Source organism: Burkholderia lata, from assembly GCF_902499025.1.
GTDB lineage: Bacteria > Pseudomonadota > Gammaproteobacteria > Burkholderiales > Burkholderiaceae > Burkholderia > Burkholderia lata_C.
This window is the reverse complement of the sequence record NZ_CABVPW010000041.1, coordinates 17,396-32,629: the sequence shown is the minus strand read 5'-3', so window position 1 is coordinate 32,629 and position 15,234 is coordinate 17,396. Positions and strand designations below refer to the sequence as shown.

General features: G+C 62.7%; 20 protein-coding genes and 1 tRNA gene. 14 read left to right on the top strand and 7 right to left on the bottom strand.

Going from position 1 to position 15,234, the window contains the following annotated elements; translation table 11 throughout:
* The first annotated feature begins 41 nt into the window (after positions 1-41).
* Positions 42-218, top strand: a complete 177-nt coding sequence (locus BDI24065_RS32325; protein WP_175034629.1) for a hypothetical protein — start codon at positions 42-44, stop codon at positions 216-218.
* Positions 219-237: 19 nt separating this feature from the next.
* On the opposite strand, the gene BDI24065_RS32320 is transcribed toward BDI24065_RS32325, so the two are convergent.
* From BDI24065_RS32320 to BDI24065_RS32300, 5 genes are all read right to left on the bottom strand, one after another.
* The gene (locus BDI24065_RS32320) at positions 238-1,602 is read right to left on the bottom strand and encodes an MATE family efflux transporter (RefSeq protein ID WP_175034628.1); all 1,365 of its coding nucleotides are present in this window, start codon (positions 1,600-1,602) and stop codon (positions 238-240) included.
* Positions 1,603-1,612: 10 nt separating this feature from the next.
* A complete protein-coding gene (locus tag BDI24065_RS32315; RefSeq protein ID WP_041492800.1) occupies positions 1,613-1,936 on the bottom strand; it encodes a DUF2288 domain-containing protein in 324 nt (107 codons plus the stop codon).
* A gap of 76 nt (positions 1,937-2,012) precedes the next feature.
* Entirely contained in the window at positions 2,013-3,641 is a 1,629-nt protein-coding gene (locus tag BDI24065_RS32310) for an acyl-CoA synthetase (protein ID WP_175034627.1), read from the bottom strand.
* 369 nt (positions 3,642-4,010) lie between these two features.
* Entirely contained in the window at positions 4,011-4,712 is a 702-nt protein-coding gene (locus BDI24065_RS32305) for a peptidoglycan DD-metalloendopeptidase family protein (RefSeq protein WP_027787858.1), read from the bottom strand.
* 140 nt (positions 4,713-4,852) lie between these two features.
* Complete coding sequence (locus BDI24065_RS32300) at positions 4,853-5,764, bottom strand: aldose epimerase (protein WP_175034626.1); 912 nt, start codon at positions 5,762-5,764, stop codon at positions 4,853-4,855.
* Positions 5,765-6,242: 478 nt separating this feature from the next.
* Here BDI24065_RS32300 and BDI24065_RS32295 point away from each other — a divergent pair, with 478 nt between their 5' ends.
* From BDI24065_RS32295 to BDI24065_RS32285, 3 genes are all read left to right on the top strand, one after another.
* Positions 6,243-7,073: an undecaprenyl-diphosphate phosphatase gene (locus tag BDI24065_RS32295; RefSeq protein WP_027787856.1), complete on the top strand. Its 831-nt coding sequence runs from the start codon at positions 6,243-6,245 to the stop codon at positions 7,071-7,073.
* Positions 7,074-7,241: 168 nt separating this feature from the next.
* A tRNA-Arg gene (locus tag BDI24065_RS32290) sits at positions 7,242-7,318 on the top strand.
* A gap of 100 nt (positions 7,319-7,418) precedes the next feature.
* Positions 7,419-7,931, top strand: a complete 513-nt coding sequence (locus BDI24065_RS32285) for a hypothetical protein (protein ID WP_175034625.1) — start codon at positions 7,419-7,421, stop codon at positions 7,929-7,931.
* 28 nt (positions 7,932-7,959) lie between these two features.
* On the opposite strand, the gene BDI24065_RS41575 is transcribed toward BDI24065_RS32285, so the two are convergent.
* Together BDI24065_RS41575 and BDI24065_RS32275 are read right to left on the bottom strand one after the other, a co-directional pair.
* Entirely contained in the window at positions 7,960-8,325 is a 366-nt protein-coding gene (locus tag BDI24065_RS41575; protein ID WP_175034624.1) for a HepT-like ribonuclease domain-containing protein, read from the bottom strand.
* A gap of 2 nt (positions 8,326-8,327) precedes the next feature.
* A complete protein-coding gene (locus BDI24065_RS32275; protein ID WP_175034623.1) occupies positions 8,328-8,603 on the bottom strand; it encodes a nucleotidyltransferase family protein in 276 nt (91 codons plus the stop codon).
* 715 nt (positions 8,604-9,318) lie between these two features.
* On the opposite strand from BDI24065_RS32275, the gene BDI24065_RS32270 reads away from it, so the two are divergent.
* The 10 genes from BDI24065_RS32270 to BDI24065_RS32230 all read left to right on the top strand — a co-directional run bounded on the left by BDI24065_RS32270 (position 9,319) and on the right by BDI24065_RS32230 (position 15,189).
* A complete protein-coding gene (locus BDI24065_RS32270; protein ID WP_175034622.1) occupies positions 9,319-9,864 on the top strand; it encodes a hypothetical protein in 546 nt (181 codons plus the stop codon).
* A gap of 45 nt (positions 9,865-9,909) precedes the next feature.
* Complete coding sequence (locus BDI24065_RS32265) at positions 9,910-10,374, top strand: hypothetical protein (protein WP_175034621.1); 465 nt, start codon at positions 9,910-9,912, stop codon at positions 10,372-10,374.
* Between the two features lie 336 nt (positions 10,375-10,710).
* A complete protein-coding gene (locus BDI24065_RS32260; protein ID WP_175034620.1) occupies positions 10,711-10,884 on the top strand; it encodes a hypothetical protein in 174 nt (57 codons plus the stop codon).
* Between the two features lie 103 nt (positions 10,885-10,987).
* Positions 10,988-11,212, top strand: a complete 225-nt coding sequence (locus BDI24065_RS32255; protein ID WP_175034619.1) for a hypothetical protein — start codon at positions 10,988-10,990, stop codon at positions 11,210-11,212.
* Positions 11,205-11,453 (top strand): hypothetical protein, encoded by a 249-nt coding sequence (locus BDI24065_RS32250; protein WP_175034618.1) that lies wholly within the window; start codon positions 11,205-11,207, stop codon positions 11,451-11,453. The genes BDI24065_RS32255 and BDI24065_RS32250 overlap by 8 nt, the downstream gene beginning before the upstream one ends.
* A gap of 590 nt (positions 11,454-12,043) precedes the next feature.
* Entirely contained in the window at positions 12,044-12,445 is a 402-nt protein-coding gene (locus BDI24065_RS41220) for a hypothetical protein (protein ID WP_254609898.1), read from the top strand.
* Positions 12,446-12,451: 6 nt separating this feature from the next.
* On the top strand, positions 12,452-13,114 hold the full coding sequence (locus BDI24065_RS41215; protein WP_254609897.1) for a site-specific integrase: 663 nt from the start codon (positions 12,452-12,454) through the stop codon (positions 13,112-13,114).
* Between the two features lie 67 nt (positions 13,115-13,181).
* Entirely contained in the window at positions 13,182-13,544 is a 363-nt protein-coding gene (locus BDI24065_RS32240) for a hypothetical protein (protein ID WP_175034617.1), read from the top strand.
* A 72-nt stretch (positions 13,545-13,616) separates the two neighbouring features.
* Positions 13,617-14,390, top strand: coding sequence for a hypothetical protein (locus tag BDI24065_RS32235; RefSeq protein WP_175034616.1), 774 nt, complete (start codon positions 13,617-13,619; stop codon positions 14,388-14,390).
* 31 nt (positions 14,391-14,421) lie between these two features.
* Positions 14,422-15,189 carry a hypothetical protein gene (locus BDI24065_RS32230; RefSeq protein ID WP_175034615.1) on the top strand — a complete coding sequence of 256 codons (768 nt, stop codon included), beginning with the start codon at positions 14,422-14,424 and terminating at the stop codon, positions 15,187-15,189.
* The last annotated feature ends 45 nt before the right edge of the window (positions 15,190-15,234 follow it).

The window sequence follows — 15,234 nt, the reverse complement described above, 5'->3', positions numbered from 1 at the left end:
CCGGCGTGCGATGGGCGCGCCGATTTCCGGAGCCATACCCGATGACCCGTTTCATGCTGGCCGTGCTGGCCGCGTCTTTCCTCGCCGGTTGCGGCAGCGATCCCCACCAGGCCCGTCGCGGCCATCCGCCGGAAGATCCGGCCGACTATCACGGCGTGCCGACCGACATGACACCGCCGTCGATGCTCGACGCGCCGCCGCCGAAACCCGCGCAGTAACGGCCGGTTCGGCCCGCTGTCAGGCGCGGGCTGCGGGCGCGTCGGTGCCGATGTGCCGCAACAGCCCAGGCAGGTAGCGCGCGAGCGTCGCGCCGCGGGCGGCCATGAACAGCAGCAGTGCGAACCAGAGGCCGTGATTGCCGAACGTGCCGACGGCGGCGAGCGTGGCCACGACGAAGATCGAGAACGACGCGACCATCGCACGCATCAGCGATTGCGTCTGCGTGGCGCCGATGAACACGCCGTCGAGCAGGAAGCCCCAGACCGACACGATCGGCGAAAGCGCGGCCCACGGCAGGTAGCGCAACGCCATTTCGCGGATCTCGGCCTGGTCGGTCAGGCGCGCGACGATCCAGCCGCCGGCGGCCCAGTACACCAGCGCGAACAGCAGCGCGCCGAGCGCCGACCAGAACAGCGTGACCCGCACGGCCTGCCGGAATGCGCTGCGGTCGCGCGCGCCGGCCGCCGCGCCGACGAGCGCTTCGGCCGCATGCGCGAAGCCGTCGAGGCCGTATGCCATGAACGTCTGGAAATTCAGCAGCAGCGCGTTTGCCGCGAGCGTCGCATCGCCCTGTTTTGCACCGAGGTGCGCGAACCAGCCGAATGCGCCGAGCAGGCACAGCGTGCGCAGGAAGATGTCGCGATTGAGCGCGATCAGCCGCTTGAGCGCGACGCGGTCGGCGAGCGCACGTACCGCGATCGGCGCAAGGCCGCGCGGCCGTAGCCGCCACAGCATCCACGCGCCGAGCGCGAAGCCGCATGCGTCTGCGGTGGCCGTCGCGGCGCCGATGCCGGCAATGCCCCAGCCGAAGCCATACACGTAGAGCAGCACGGCGCCGATGTTCACCGCATTGATGAACACCTGCGCGACGAGCGCGAGCCGCACGCGCTGCATGCCGAGCAGGTAGCCGAGCACGACGTAGTTCGCGAGCGCGAACGGCGCGCTCCAGATCCGTGCGTGACTGTAGGCAAGCGCCGTCGCGCGGACGGCCTCGCTGCCGCCGAGCGCGGACAGCGCAAATGACAGCAGCGGCACCTGCAGCGCCAGCACCGCGGCGCCGAGCGCAAACGCGACGATCAACGCGCGCAGCAGGTTCAGGCGGATCCCGGCGGCGTCGCCGGCACCGTGCGCCTGCGCGACGAGGCCGGTCGTCCCCATCCGCAGGAAACCGAACCCCCAGAACACGAAATTGAAGAACAGCCCGCCGAGCGCGACGCCGCCAAGATATTGCGCGCCGTCGAGGTGGCCGGCGACGGCCGTGTCGACGGCCCCGAGGATCGGCTGGGTCAGGTTCGCGAGGACGATCGGGAACGCGAGCGCGAGGACGCGCCGATGCGTGACGGCGGCCGTGCCGGCCCCGTGCGGTAACGCGGATTCGGACATGGCGGACGCGTCAGGCGCGTTCCTGCACGCAGACCCATGGCGAGACGACGACCGCCCACAGCTCCGGGTTGCGTGCCGCGTAATCGGCAGCGGTTTCGGCCGGCATGCGTGCGACGAGGCCCGCCGACAGCCAGCGCGTGACCTGCTCGGCATCGTCGCCGGCAACCGCTTCAGCGACGCTCACGAGATCGAGGTCGCGTGCAACGGACAGCAGCTTGCCCTGCGCGAAGAAGCGTTCGAGATCGCACCAGTCGATCTTGGCGGTTTCGCCGAGGAGTTTGGCGTAGAGCGGGCTGTGCGACGCGCCCGCGTCGGAGTGGTGATCAGAGGACATCGTTTTCTAGGAAAGACTGCGTAGTGGCGCCACTATAAACCATCCGGCCGGGCGGGCGGCGCGGGTGGCGGCCTGCCTACGCGTCGCGCAGCGCGCGGCGCACGATCTTGCCGGTTGCGGTCATCGGCAGGCTGTCGACGAACGCGATCGCGCGCGGATACTCGTGCGCGGCGAGGCGCGTGCGTACGTGCGCCTGCAGCGCCTGCACGAGCGCATCGTCGCCGGCGTGGCCGGGATTCAGCACCACGAACGCCTTGACGATCTCGGTGCGCGTTGCATCGGGCACACCGACGACGGCTGCCATCCGCACGGCCGGATGCGTGAGCAGGCAGTCCTCGATCGGGCCTGGGCCGATGCGGTAGCCGGCGCTCGTGATCACGTCGTCGTCGCGGCCGACGAAGCGCACGAAACCGTCGGTGTCGATCATGCCCGTGTCGCCCGTGAGCAGGTAGTCGCCCGCGAACTTGTCGCGCGTCGCGTCGGCGTTGCGCCAGTATTCGAGGAACATCACCGGGTCGGGGCGGCGCACCGCGATGCGTCCTTCGACGCCGGGCGGCAGCGGCGTGCCGTCCGCGTCGACAATCGCGACCGCATGCCCGGGCACCGCCTTGCCGATCGCGCCAGGCTGCGCATCGAACAGTGCCGAGCACGACGACAGCACCATGTTGCACTCGGTTTGCCCATAGAACTCGTTGATCGTCACGCCGAGCGCGTCGCGCCCCCAGGCCGTCAGCTCGGTGCCGAGCGATTCTCCGCCGCTCGCGACCGATTTCAGCGACAGCGCGTAGCGTTCGCGCGGTGCCGCGACGGTGCGCATCAGCTTCAGCGCGGTGGGCGGCAGGAATGCGTGGGTGACACCGTGCCGTGCCATCAGCGCGAACGCCGCGTCGCCGTCGAATTTCTCGAAGCGGCGGGCGAGCACGGGCACGCCGTGATGCCACGACGGCAGCAGCACGTCGAGCAGGCCGCCGATCCATGCCCAGTCGGCGGGCGTCCAGAACAGGCGTGCATCGCGCGGGAAGCACTGCTGCGACATCTCGACGCCCGGCAGGTGGCCCAGCAGCACGCGATGCGCGTGTAGCGCGCCTTTCGGTTTGCCCGTCGTGCCGGATGTATAGATGATGACAGCCGGATCGTCGGCGGCCGTATCGGCCGGCACGAAGTCGGGCGTTTCGGCGGCGAGCGCCGCGTCGTAGCGCAGCACGCCCGGCTGGGCGCGCGTATCGGGCGCATCGTCGCCGATGCAGTAGACGGTATGCAGTGCCGGCAGCTGCGCGCGCAGCGGCGCGATTTTCGCGTAGCCGGCCGCGTCGGTGACGAGCGCGGCCGCCTCGCTGTTCGCGAGCCGGTACTCGAGCGCATCGACGCCGAACAAGGTGAAGAGGGGCACCGCGATCGCGCCGAGCTTGTACGCGGCGAGGTGTGCGATGGCCGTTTCGGGGCCCTGCGCGAGAAAGATGCCGATGCGGTCGCCGCGCCGCAGACCGGCGCGCACGAAGCTGTTTGCGAGCCGGTTAGAAGCATTCCTCAGGTCGTCGAACGTGATGCGAACAACGTCGCCTTGCGCCGTTTCGTGGATCAGCGCGAGGCGCCCGCTGCCGTCGGCCCATTTGTCGCAGACGTCCACGCCAATGTTGTAGCGCGCCGGAACGTCCCACGCGAAGCGGGAGAGCAGGTCGTCGTAGCGGTCGGCGGCGGGCAGCATCGAGAGGTCTCCTGGATGGCGAACGTGGTGTCGGGCGACCGGCTTACATCAGGATTTCACGCAGACGAATCCACAATGACGTCCGATGGTAGGGAATCTTCGCACTCGTCCAATCGCCACGGCTCAGTGCACGATTCGACAATGACGCATAAGATCACGAAAAAATCAGTGTGTGACCATGGATTTGCTTCTGATAGCTGCGGGGTTCAGCCTGATCGGAATCGGCGTACTGGTAGCGTTTGCCCGTCACGTCGATCCGTTGTCCGGCCGGTTCACCGGACGTCTGCGCAAGCGCTGACATCACCTTTCCCGATTTTCACCGCGACGGCACGCGATGCGCGCCGGCATCGCGTGTCGTCCATCGGGCGTTCAACGTGCCGGCAGGTAGCGTGACGGGTCGATCGATCGGCCGCCGTAGCGCAGCTCGAAATGCAGCGCGACGCGATCGCTGTCGCTGTTGCCCATCTCGGCGATCGACTGCCCTTGCGTGACCGACTGGCCTTCCTTCACCAGCAGCGCGCGGTTGTGCGCGTAGGCGGTCAGGTAGTCGGCGTTGTGCTTGAGGATGATCAGGTTGCCGTAGCCGCGCAGCCCGTTACCCGCATAGACCACCACACCCGGCGCGGCCGCGACCACCGGCGTGCCCGGCGAGTTCGCGATGTCGATGCCCTTCGATTTCGAGCCGTCGAACGTGCGAACCACGTTGCCGGCTGCCGGCCAGATCAGCGCGATGCTCGTGGCCGGCTTGACGGCCGATTCGACCGGCGCGGAGGGCGCGGGGCGGGCCCGGCCGGCACTGCCGGTGCCGGTGGTTGACGGCGTCGATGCGGTGGTCGTGCCGGGCGGCGGCGCGACGCGCAGCACCTGGCCGACTTCGATCGCATCGGGGTTCGTCATCTGGTTCCAGCGCACGATGTTCGATACCGACGTGCGGTTGTCGCGCGCGATCTTGTAGAGCGTATCGCCGCGCTCGACGCGATAGAACCCGGGGCCGACAGGCGCGGAGCCGCACGCGACGAGCAGGGCGGCGCAGGCGGCTGCGAAGAGTCGCTTCGTTGTTGTTCCGAACATTGAACCTCGCAAAACCCTGCCGCTCGTGACGCGGCAGGCAACACAAAACGTCCGATTTTAACGGGTTCGACCCGCGCACCGCAGTTTGGGCCGTTGCCGGGGCTGCGGCGCGCCGGTTCGGAGCGCTGCTTGATGACGTATCAGCCGGCGAGCGGGACGACGCGAATCCGCAGTGTGGCGGTTTCCGTTGCGCCCGGTGCGAGCATGCGCAGCCCGAGGCCGTTGTGGATCGCGTCCGGCAGGCCGAGCCACGGTTCGACGCAATAGAAGTCCGAATCCGGCTTCTCGGTCCAGGTCGTCACCGCGTACCACGGGATCGAACCCGGCACGTCGAGCGCGATCTCGATCGTGCGGCGGCGGCCCGGCATCACGATGCGCACCGGCGTGGCCGGTACGCCGTCGAGGCAGTGGAAGCGGTCGAGGATGTCCGCGTTGTCGAGGCGATAACGGGCTTCGCCCGGTTCGGGCGTGCCGATCGAACCGTCCGGCTGCTGCGCGCAACGATGCGTAGGCGGCAGCTCGAGCGTGGTTTCGGCGCGTTCGCCGTGCGGCAGCGCGAAATAGAAATGGTGGCCGGCGTAGTAGGGCAGCGGCGTGTCGCCGCGATTGGTCGTCGTCAGTGCGACTTCAAGCGTGTGCGAGTCGGCCAGCCGGTAGGTCGTTTCGAACCGGAAATCGAACGGGTAGCTCGCGTGCAGCGCGTCGGTCGCGTCGAGCGTCATCGACAGCGCGGCGCCATCGGCCGACGGATGCGCGGCGAACGGCAGGTCGCGCGCGAACCCGTGCATCGGCAGGTCGCGCACCACGCCGGCAGCGTCGCGCCAGCGGCCGAGTTCGCCGTCGACGCGGTGACGGCCAAGGAACGGGAACAGCAGCGGGTTGCCGCCGCGCACGCGCGCGAGGTTGCTCCAGTCGGCCGCATCCGGCCAGAAGATCACCGGTTCGCCGTCGACCTCCCATGACAGCAGGCGGCCGCCGAATTGCGGAGCGACCCGGACGAGCGACGGGCCGGCGTGAAGTTCGTGAATGTCGTGTTGCTGGAAGGTCGGCATGGCGAATCGGGTTGGACGGGTGGACGGGAACGGCGCGCTCCATTATCGGGCCGTGACGGCTCGGGGAAAACCCTTCTCGGGAAATCGCGAGTTTTTAAGACTGTCAACGGTCGGGATAATGCCTCTAAACCGGTGAGGTTGCCGGGTCATGACACTTCGTGGAGGGGGCCATGGATCTGGCAATGGCAATGGGTATCGCACTGTTCGGCATGTTCACCGGCAGCACGGTATTATTTTTCTATCAGCTCGGCCGCTGACGGCAATTCCTGCCGAAGTCGAAAGGCCCGCCATGCGAATGGCGGGCTTTTTGCTTTCTGATTGCTTACAAATTGCAAACGTTTGTGTGCATTGCCGCAATATCCAGCCAAATGCCTTGGCGCAGTAATCCGGGCTCGGCATAATCGGGGCGCGTTTTTTCGGACGCGCATCGCGTCGTCCGCTTCTCTTCCCGCTTAATCTTCACTAAAAGGACCGACGCGTGAGTCTCTGGTTTCTGGTATTCCTGAGCGTCCTGCAGGGCGTCACCGAACTCTTCCCCGTCAGCAGCCTTGGCCATACGCTGCTCGTGCCGGCGCTGTTCGGCATGCACATCGACAAGCACGCACCGCAACTGCTGCCGTTCCTCGTCGCGCTGCACCTCGGCACCGCGCTCGCGCTGCTGTGGTACTTCCGCGCGCGCTGGATCGCGCTGATCGGCGGCTTCTTCGCGCAGCTCGGCGGCCGCAAGAACGACGACGGGCACCTGATGTGGGCGCTCATCATCGGCACGATCCCGACCGGGATCGTCGGGCTGCTCCTCGAGAAGCGCATCGAGCGCGTGTTCCACGACCTGCGGATCGTCGCGATCGCGCTGATCGTGAACGGCGTGCTGCTGTGGCTCGGCGATCGCATCCAGCGTAGCCGTGCGCATCAGGCGCCCGAGAAGATGACGTTCAAGCAGGCATTCTTCGTGGGTCTGGCGCAGATCGGCGCGCTGATTCCGGGGTTCTCGCGCAGCGGGCTGACGATGATCGCCGGCAATGCCGCAGGGCTGACGGCGGAGAAGGCTGCGGAATTCTCGTTCCTGCTCGGGACGCCGATCATCTTCGCGGCGGGTGTGCTCGAGCTGCCGAAGCTGTTCCATGCACGCGACCAGCTCGCCGATGCGCTGCTCGGCGGCGTGCTGACGGCGATTGCCGCGTACCTGAGCGTGCGGTTCCTGATGCGCTATTTCGAAGGGCGTGGCCGGCTGGCTTCGTTCGGCGTGTATTGCGTGATCGCCGGGGTGTTCTGCCTCGGCTGGTTCATGATGCATCCGCAGCCGGTTTGATGCTGCGGTGGCCCATCTCGCGTGAGGTGACGCGATGATCGGGTATAATTTCGGGCTCGGCTTCATGCCGGGCCCGTTTTGTTTCTCGGCTTTGGTTTTGGCGGTTCTGCCGTCGCTCGAAGCCCTGCGCCAAATGCGGTCCGTGTCGGCCGTGTCTTTTCTCCCCGACCGCCCTTAGCTCAGTTGGATAGAGCAACGGCCTTCTAAGCCGTAGGTCACACGTTCGAATCGTGTAGGGCGGGCCAGTCCGAGCACTTCCAGACGTTCCGGGGTTACGCCGGGGTTACGCAAAGCGAGCGCTTAAACAGCCACAACAGAGTCCAGTGGACCACCTACACCCAGCCCATGCCGACACCAGATTGGGGAGTAATTCAGCAGGTGCACGCCGCCTGGGTTCAGGCCGTGGGGTCGATCGGCGCGATCCTGGTTGCGGTGATCGTTCCTACGGCATTTTGGGCCTCGGATCGCCGTCGTGCGCGGCAGGCCGAGGAAAAGCGACTCAAAGCGATAGGCGCCGTCACGCAGTTGGCGTTTGTGGCTCTTCAGCGGCTCCATTCGGAGATGACGCCGACCAATCTGCCTGGTACGAATGCTGTTTCCGTTGAGTCGCTTCACGACGTGCAAATCGCCGCCGATGCCGTTGATTCGATCCGTATCGAGGCTCTCGGCAGTGCAACGCTGGTGGCAAACGTGACAACCGTCAAGCGATGTATCGGCCGGGTAAGGGGATTGATTCCCGAAGTTCTTCCGCCATGGGGAACTGTCTTGATCGTTCCGATCGACTTCGGCGCGCTCGTGCGTGATCTGGATGCGGCGCAATCGGCCATCGAGAAAGAGGTCAGTAGTTCCGCAAGTTAGGCTTAGATGGCTCGATTTCCCACGTCAGCTAGGGCAGTAATGCTCGAAGCGCGATGACATCCGCCCGCAGTTGGGGCAAATCCTTTCGGATAGTCGCCCAAACGATTGCTGCGTCCACCTGATGGTAAATGTGAGCCAAAAGTGTTCGAAGCTTGTGGGCGCAGGAAAGGCCGGCTGGCAAGCTTGGGCGCCGGCCGCCAAGCTGTGCGATCTCGTTTGGGCAGCTTTTGCATAAACGGTCAGCAGCTTCGCCGATGACAATGAATCGGTAATAGCAGGCTGCCTGAAGTCCACCGTCTGCAAGGAAGGCGTGCTCACTACTCCCATTCACATAGGCGAAAATGGCGTCGATCGACTCTGTTATATGGTCGCAGCGATCCCCGGCGGTGGGCATCGCTAAACCTTTTCGGCCATTCCCAAAATCCGGTCTCGATCGCTGCCTTTAAGTCCGCCTTCCGTCAGGATCGTAACCTTCGCGTGCAAATGTTCTTCCAGCTCCGTCTCGAGCTTGAAAACGTCGAAATAGGAAACGCTGCGCTCGGGCTGGACGAGCAAAACGACGTCGGCCGCTTCGGTTGCGTCCGGCACATAACGTGGATTGCGCACGTGGTATTGCGCCAGCACGTCGCTGATCGCGGCCTTGTGGCCGCGAACAAATTCGATCGACTTCATGGCGTCCTCCCGTGTTTGGCGCCATGTATGTGGGGCGCCTTGACAACTCGCTAAAGACAGTATCCAGCCAATTTTACGAACGTCAAGTGGGGCTTCCGTCTATCGGGGCGAGGTGGTCGGATGAACAGCGATACGCAACTTCTAGGCCAAGCCCCACGCACGAAGTCCTGCGACGAAATTTTCGACTGTTGCTGATGGTTTTGACTTGGAATGTATCCTTTCAGTAACAAATCGTGGTCAGGCTGCAACGTCCGGCGGATCCCTTGGCGCAGCACTTTCTATCCAGGCTCCTTGAATCCTGCTCGCAGGGTTGATGTGTTGTGAATGCGGTCACTGTCGTGTCTAAGGGCGTTGCTGTTGAGTGGTATGCTGAGTCGCCCTGCCTGCAACATGAGGTTTGCAGTGCGGTGGAACGCTTACCGTCACCCGCGAATGTACGGCAACGTGTTTTTGCCGCGAGTGATCCGATACCAGAACAACAGAATCATCGCTAACGCAGCTATCGGGGAATACATGTCTGACTCGAAGAAAATCACGCCTACGCCTACGCCTACGAAAGACGGATGGCGTCAAATTGAAGGTGGTCGTACTGCCAACGACAGCGCCATTCCTGGGCGCCAGATCGAAAAGGGGACCACGGTCAGCCAGCAGCAGCCGCACAGCAATCCGCCGCCACCGCCGCCCAAGGGAAGTAAATAGAGCGGAGGCGGTCGCGATGACTGACGCCGAGCACAAACATTTGTGGAACCGCCGTTACAACCTGTTGTACAGAGCAGAGTTGTCGACCTTGTACCACCGTAAGCGCGCGCGATTTTTCGCGTTGCTAGATCGATGGGATAAAATTTTTACGCTTCTTTTCGGCTCCGCGGCTTTCGCTCAGGTCATCACGCTCGACCGTAACCCATGGCTCGCGCTCCCGTTCGTAGTCCTTGCTTTTGCTAGTTTGATTTTCGACTTCTCGGAAAGCGCCAGAAAGCATGGAGAACTGGCGTCAAGCTTCAAAATGCTTGAGTCCACGATTGAAGGAACCGGCGAACGAGATTTCACCGAACCAGACCTGAATGCATGGAGCGCGCGTCTGCGAGAGATTGAATCGGGCGAGACCTCTGCATACAGCCTACTCGTGCGCATCTGTCAAAACGAAATTGCTCGATCACGGGGTGACAGCGCTGATGTGACTTACGTTCCCTTCTGGCGCGCTTGCCTCGCTAACGTGATCCCGTTCTCGAACTACGAAATCAAGCATAAGAAGCAGGCGTAACTATCGCTGGGTAACTGCCACGCCTCACTACCGGAGATCGTATTTATGCCATCCCCAGAACCACGTGAAATCCGCGATGCAAGGGCTGCTGCCGGGGCAGCGCCCGCGTTGTCGCAAGTTGCCAGCGATCTGATCGCGAGCTTGACGGAGCTATCGAACGCGAGCGCGACGTCGATGTTCTCGATACATGAGTCGAGCACGAATGTCGGCATGAACTTCCGAATCTCAACGGTCCATGGTCAGATTGAAGCCATCTTCGATCACGCTTTCAAATACGATCGACTGGTGGGGCGGTACCGATTTTTCGCCGTTCAAGCGATGCCTGGAGGTGTCGTATCTGCAACCGAGATCTGGGCCGTGTTGTTTAACCCCGACCACTGTGCAACTTGGGAGCCGGATGAAGATATGAGTTGGCACTTTCAGCCTGGTCATCGGGATGCGTCTCATTTTCTCGGAGAATTTTTCTTTAGGCTCCTGTCACGGCAACAAGTCAAACTGGCTCGCTACTAGAGCGTTACGGGCGCCGTTCGTTCGCCATGATTTATGGTGTGTGGCCTACGTCATTGCTTGACGTCTGCTTAATGCGGACCTATCCTGTAATTGCTGCTGAGACAACAGCGGCCGGGCCTGGAAACCCGAACGAACACAGGCGGACAGACCGCCGCCGCCAGGCGGTATTTTTTCGTCCGTAGTATCATCGCGCGCTCAGTTTTATGGGTGGGCCATGGTGGGGAGGCGCTCGCGCCTGCCGGTTCCTGTGTTCCGGTTTTCCAGCCCTGCTATGTGCCTGCCCACCCCGACTGGAAACGGATCGGCAGGCTCTTGAAAAACACAGGAGTCCGAATCATGGCCGCCAAGGCATCTGCTCGTCCCGAGCACTCGCAGTCTTCCCTCGAAATCATCCGCAACGCACTGCGCGCCGCCGCACTCGCGCCGTCCGATCGTGCCGCGCTCGACGTGGCCGGCGATGCGCTGCGCCAATTGGCCGACCTCGCGTGTGTGGAGGTGGCACGTGCCTAAGTTGCCCTGCAGTCAACCGACTACAGCCATCGTCTTGACGCACCCGACGTTCAACCGTCCGCGTGTCATCAACCCGCGTCGACGCGGGCGGCGCGGAGAGAACGTGTTTCCGTTGTGGAAGCCGGGCGTGCGCGAAGCTGTGCGCCGAGCTCGGAGCATCCAGGAAGTCGACGCCGTAGCGTGCTGCGCGTATGCCTGGCACGTGAGCCTCGAGCAGGCGCGCGAGCGGATCGCCGCCCGAGTCGCTTTCGCTCGACTCAGCGGTCGACTGATCGATTTCCATGAGGCGGCTCTCTGCCTCGCCGACCGTGAGGAGCGCCATGTCTAAGCTGCCATCGTTCATCGAATCGCTCAGCGACGGCACCGTAACGGTGACCACCGTGCGCGAGAACATAGATATGCGCGATTTCGCGGCGCAGCGCGCGCAGCAGCTCGAAGAGCTGATCATGCTGGCAGAGGACTGCGGCGACGAATACCGCCCGCTGGTGTCGATGCTGGTCCGGGAGGTTGGGCGCGAGGTTGCGGCGTTGCTTCGTACCGTGACCGGCAGCGAGGCGCAGCGTGCCTGAGAAATCCGCCGGCGTGGGCAGCGGCGGCGCGCAATCCGGCGAGCAACGAGGGCAAGGATGGACGACATCGACGATGTAGTGCGACGACTTCGCCATCGCGCGTCGAGCAGTCGAGCTCAGGCGCGATCGCTCGACGCGAAGGCAGCCGATGCCCTCGATCGACTGCTGCAGGAGCGGGGGCAGGAAGCTGCTGCCACTGCGGGAAGCGAGAGGAGCCGGGCAGGGGCAGCAGCGCCTGCGAAGGCGTCTGACGGGCCGAAGGCGAGCGAGTGCCGTATGGCAGCCGTCGGGACGCCCGAGGGGGCGCCCACGGAGCAGCATGCCGGGCATCCGTCGAGCGACGAGATGTCAGACGCCCCAGCATCGCCCCCCGGACCGTCGCGCGGCCCTTCGATGAACGACCGCGCCCTGAACCTCAGGGAGGCCGCAGCGCTGCTCGGAATCAGCTATGCGACCGCGTATGCGCACCGGAAAGAGCTCGGCTTTTTCCAGGTGGGCTCGGCGTGGCGCGTGTGGCCCGAGAAACTGAGGGAAGCAACCAACCAGCCAGCGCCGGATCGACCGGCGCGGGGAGCGCAGGAGAGCAAGCCATGTCAATCCGCAAGCGCAAAGGCTCCGACGTCTGGTACATCGATTTCCGCAAGCCGGGCGGTGGCAGAGTTAGACAAACTTCTGGCACGACCGATAAAAGGCAGGCGGAAGAGCTCGAAGCCAAGCTGAAACACGAGGCGTGGCGTGTGGCAAAGCTGGGAGAGCGGCCCCGTCGCACGTTCGACGATTCGGCAGTGCGCTTGCTGCAGGAGTGCGCCGGGACGTCCGACTACACGAACAAGTGCATCCACATCCGGCACTGGAGGCAACATTTCTCTGGTCGTTATCTGGATTCATTGAGGCGTGACGAAATCTTCGACGCGCTGCCGCAGTACAGCAGCCGTGCGAAGAAACCGAGGCCGCTGTCCAGCACCACGAAGAACCTCTATCTGTCGAGCTAGCGCGGGATGCTGAATCGCGCGGTGCACGAATGGGACTGGATCGACAAAGCGCCGAAGCTGTCCGACCTGCCCGGAAAGCCGAAGCGGATCCGCTGGATCACGCGCGAGGAAGCGCAGCACCTGATCGACGCTATTCGCGCCGACTGGCTGCGCGATGTTGCGATCCTGGGCTTCGCTACGGGCCTGCGACGCGCAAATCTGCTGAATCTGGAATGGTCACCGGTCGACCTGGTGAACCGGCGCGCGTGGATTCATCCCGACCAGGCGAAGGCCCGTAATCCGATCGGCGTGCCGCTGAACAATGACGCTGTCGAGGCTATTCGCAGGTGGATCGGCAAGCACCAGACCAGCGTATTCGCTCGGAACGGGCGCCCGATCGAGAGCTGGAACAATGAGCAGTGGCAGCGCAGCTGCGAACGTGCCGGCATCGAGAATTTTCGATTCCACGACGTGCGCCATACGTGGGCCAGCTGGCACGTGCAGGTCGGCACGCCGTTGAACCGGCTCATGGCGCTCGGTGGGTGGTCGAAGTACGAGATGGTGCTGCGCTACGCCCATCTCGCGCCGGATCATCTGGCGGCACATGCGGCGGCGGTGACGATCTGGGCGGAGGGGAAATCAGCGACCGGTGATCAGGAACATTCCGGCCTGAAATTGCTGACGGGGTAGGCAATCCATCAGTGGGATATCCACCGCGGCACAGCTATCCTGCTTTTCCCACTATGGGGAGACCATCATGAAAAAGACAATCGGAATCGTATTTCTCGGCATCGGCCTTGTCGCATCGGGCGCGGCGCATGCCAACTGCTTCGGCGGACCGACGATGGAGACGTGCACCGACGCGAGTGGCAATTCGTACAGCATCAACCGAATGGGCAGTATGACCACGGTGAACGGTTATAACACCCAGACCGGCAGCTCGTGGCGCGAAACGTCGAACACATATGGCAACACCACGACAATCAACGGCACCGCTGCAAACGGCCAGAGTTGGAACGAAACGATCCAGAACTTCGGAAACGGTAACCGCTCAATGTCTGGTCCAGATTCGAGCGGGAATTCGTTCAACCGCTACTGTACGGCATACGGCTGCAACTGACGGTACGAGTGCCGCCCAGACGGAGTGTGCCGATTGTTCACTGCATCCAACCCACCATCTTGAGCCTGCGACATGGTCGAACCAATCACAACTGTTCTAGCACTCGGCGCTGCCGATGCGATGAAAGACTACGTAAAAGATCAACTGAAGGACGTTGTCGGAGATTTTTTCAAGGAGTCGATAGTTGCTCGATGGAGCACACGACGGGCGGATCAGTTCCTATCGGCATTTGTGGAGGAGGTTCGCAAGGAAGCCGACGTCCGAACAACGTCCGCGGACCTCAATCACCTGTTGAAGGCGATCGCTCAAAAGGAAAAGCATACTAGTGCGCTATTCGATGCGTATAGGCGAGTTGCGCTTTCGGCGAGTCGCAAGATCGGCCCGCAGGTGATCGGTGTGTTGGTTGCGCGCATCCTCCTGCAAGATCGCGATGTGACTGATGAAGACGAGCAGATATTCGAGGCAGCTGAAGCGATGAACGACAGAGACTTCGATCGATTCTTCGCGTGGATGAAGTACGCGCGTGAGGAGCCTTCGTACGTAGAATTGCTGCAAACATGGTCGATGGAAGGTTGTGAGGGCGCTCAAGCCTCGATCCTAGTTCAGGGTATGACGGGGCCCGATACGAGCTTCAACGATTTCGATCTATACATGCCAGATGCGCCATTCAACCTCTACCGAAGTGTTGGACCGTTCGCCGTGAAGTTGGCGAACTGTGGATTGCTGGAAGAATCGGCACAGCCACGTAGTGGTCCTCGAGATCCTAAGGGAACGAACTTTTACGTCCTTGTGAGCCATGCGTGCGAAGAGTTTTACCAGTTGGCAATGCGCGCTTGCCACGGATGAGACGGGACTCTTAGCGATTTTGGAGATTTACATGTCAACAAACGTCGCCTTGCGGCGAATTGTCATCCCGTACTCGGCCATCGCCCATCTCTCGAAGCCGGACCGATACAGCTTGCATCTCCTGGGTCATATCTTCAACGAGACGATCGTGCTTTTGAAGATGACGTATGCGACTCAAGTAAAGCGTGGCAACGCCACCGAGGCAGAGACGGCGGGCGGTGTATGCCAAGCGACGCTCTTCTGCCGTCTACTCGCGGGTAAGATCTACGAAGCGCAAGTGCGGATCAACTCTGCAGAAATCAGAGCCTTTTTAACTTCCCATTGCTTCCCATACATGCCTGATGGCACCGGGAATGCCCTACAAAAGGCATTTAATTCCGCGGCGTCGACCTGCAAATGGTTAAACGGTGCGCGCAACGGACATGCTATGCACTATCCGGGCTATCAACAATGTGAAGCGGCGCTAGATAGTCTCGAAAGGCATGATGCCGGATTTGAATTCATTCACGGAGACCTGGACGGGAACCTGCTATATCACTCGTCCGATGCGATGGCGGGTATGGCGTTCTTTCACGAGGTCGATTCAGACAATTGGCTCGCTGGCGCCGAGGCTATGATCGACGATCTCCATCGGGTAGGGGCCAGTCTTTGCGAATTCATTCAGGTAGTTATGCAGAATTTCGTCGAACGCATGAAGAGCGAATGTGAGTCCGTGACTGACAAACCGCTTCCAGCGTTCAACGCGCCCGATTTCGATCATTTTGAGGCTCCGTACTTCTTCACGTTTAGCGGTACCTAGGCCATCTGCCGTTCGCTCGGATCATAGGCTTGCCCGCGCTCGGCA

Bases quoted from the DNA above. Each gene is read 5' to 3' on its own strand.
- BDI24065_RS41220 (WP_254609898.1), top strand. From the start codon at position 12,044: ATGTCAATCCGCAAGCGCAAAGGCTCCGACGTCTGGTACATCGATTTC.
- BDI24065_RS41575 (WP_175034624.1), bottom strand. From the start codon at position 8,325: ATGCCCACCGCCGGGGATCGCTGCGACCATATAACAGAGTCGATCGAC.
- BDI24065_RS32310 (WP_175034627.1), bottom strand. From the start codon at position 3,641: ATGCTGCCCGCCGCCGACCGCTACGACGACCTGCTCTCCCGCTTCGCG.
- BDI24065_RS32320 (WP_175034628.1), bottom strand. From the start codon at position 1,602: ATGTCCGAATCCGCGTTACCGCACGGGGCCGGCACGGCCGCCGTCACG.
- BDI24065_RS32275 (WP_175034623.1), bottom strand. From the start codon at position 8,603: ATGAAGTCGATCGAATTTGTTCGCGGCCACAAGGCCGCGATCAGCGAC.
- BDI24065_RS32300 (WP_175034626.1), bottom strand. From the start codon at position 5,764: ATGCCGACCTTCCAGCAACACGACATTCACGAACTTCACGCCGGCCCG.
- BDI24065_RS32305 (WP_027787858.1), bottom strand. From the start codon at position 4,712: ATGTTCGGAACAACAACGAAGCGACTCTTCGCAGCCGCCTGCGCCGCC.
- BDI24065_RS32315 (WP_041492800.1), bottom strand. From the start codon at position 1,936: ATGTCCTCTGATCACCACTCCGACGCGGGCGCGTCGCACAGCCCGCTC.
- BDI24065_RS32270 (WP_175034622.1), top strand. From the start codon at position 9,319: ATGACTGACGCCGAGCACAAACATTTGTGGAACCGCCGTTACAACCTG.
- BDI24065_RS32260 (WP_175034620.1), top strand. From the start codon at position 10,711: ATGGCCGCCAAGGCATCTGCTCGTCCCGAGCACTCGCAGTCTTCCCTC.
- BDI24065_RS32285 (WP_175034625.1), top strand. From the start codon at position 7,419: ATGCCGACACCAGATTGGGGAGTAATTCAGCAGGTGCACGCCGCCTGG.
- BDI24065_RS41215 (WP_254609897.1), top strand. From the start codon at position 12,452: ATGCTGAATCGCGCGGTGCACGAATGGGACTGGATCGACAAAGCGCCG.
- BDI24065_RS32325 (WP_175034629.1), top strand. From the start codon at position 42: ATGACCCGTTTCATGCTGGCCGTGCTGGCCGCGTCTTTCCTCGCCGGT.
- BDI24065_RS32250 (WP_175034618.1), top strand. From the start codon at position 11,205: ATGTCTAAGCTGCCATCGTTCATCGAATCGCTCAGCGACGGCACCGTA.
- BDI24065_RS32230 (WP_175034615.1), top strand. From the start codon at position 14,422: ATGTCAACAAACGTCGCCTTGCGGCGAATTGTCATCCCGTACTCGGCC.
- BDI24065_RS32235 (WP_175034616.1), top strand. From the start codon at position 13,617: ATGGTCGAACCAATCACAACTGTTCTAGCACTCGGCGCTGCCGATGCG.
- BDI24065_RS32265 (WP_175034621.1), top strand. From the start codon at position 9,910: ATGCCATCCCCAGAACCACGTGAAATCCGCGATGCAAGGGCTGCTGCC.
- BDI24065_RS32240 (WP_175034617.1), top strand. From the start codon at position 13,182: ATGAAAAAGACAATCGGAATCGTATTTCTCGGCATCGGCCTTGTCGCA.